Here is a 1,230-nt window from a genome sequence, read left to right as displayed (position 1 = left end):
TAGTCGGTCTTTCGCACGTGTTATTGCGGCGTTATAACTAAATTCTTCAAAAATAATATGTTGACAAAAAACAACAAGGCGTCCATTATGGACGCCAATGAGTACAAACAGGACGCGAGTTATGGTAATATATTCAATTTGGAACAATAAAGGTGGTACTGGTAAAACAAGCTTGTCTTTTCAAGCTGTAACACGTTTTGCTGAATTAAACCCAGAGAAAAAAATTCTAGTAGTTGATTTATGCCCGCAAGCTAATTTAACTGAAATATTTTTAGGTGGCCAAGAAGGTTCTGGAAGCGAAAAACTACTTTTAAATCAAGGGCAAATACCAAGGCGCAGTATTGGTGGATATTTTGATGCACGTTTAAAATCACCATATTCAGCACCTAATTTTGTCGGTCGTGATTTTATTTGTTTACCAAATGAATTTAATTCAGCAATCGCTACTAATATAGATTTAATCTGTGGTGATGCTTTGCTTGAACTACAAGCAATTGCAATGAATACTTTAGCGAATGCTGATATTCCAGGTGTTAACTCATGGCTTGGTATTATTGATTGGCTAAAAGAGTTATTGGATCAAGTAGATTATGATTATGTGTTTATAGATACAAATCCTAGCTTTTCTATGTACACGCAGATAGGCTTAGCTGCATCACATAGAGTTATTCTCCCTGTAATGGCAGATGACTCATCTCGTAGGGCTATTCAAAATGCATTTTCATTAATTTATGGGCTTAAACTCCCATCAGAAGTTTATAAAAACTACACATTTGCTAAAAAATTAAATGATGCAGGTCGTAGTTTACCGATGATGCATTTAATTGTTAAAAATAGACTAACTCAGTATATGGGTACATCCTCAGCCTACAACGCAGCTTTAACTGGAATTGAAAAAGATTTGGCAGAGTTAATATCTTTACATCCTCAGTACTTTACTTTCACTGACCCTGTAGCTGGTTCTGTTGATGTGCGGGATTTTGGTACAACAGGTGTTGTGGCATTTGCTAGAGGTTGCCCATTTTCTAAAATGCCTCATGGTAAATTAACAGTTTCAGGTAAACGCATTAATGTCAGGGCCGATTATAAAGAGAATATGATTAAAACTATTGACGAATTAGTGGCAAGAATTTAGTTATAACAAATGCATCAACACGATTTACTACACTCGGCATCTCAGGTTGTCGGGTGTTTCTCGTTTTAAGGCGTCAATGTTGAGTATAATTGCAC

General features: G+C 35.9%; 1 protein-coding gene. It reads left to right on the top strand.

All coding sequences use genetic code 11. From position 1 onward, the window contains the following. Positions 1–121: 121 nt before the first annotated feature. Positions 122–1,135, top strand: a complete 1,014-nt coding sequence (locus PVK62_RS17275) for a ParA family protein (RefSeq protein ID WP_274445615.1) — start codon at positions 122–124, stop codon at positions 1,133–1,135. Positions 1,136–1,230 lie beyond the last annotated feature (95 nt).

Source organism: Aliivibrio sp. S3MY1, from assembly GCF_028765575.1.
Classification (GTDB): domain Bacteria; phylum Pseudomonadota; class Gammaproteobacteria; order Enterobacterales; family Vibrionaceae; genus Aliivibrio.
This window is presented reverse-complemented; position numbering and strand designations above follow the sequence as displayed.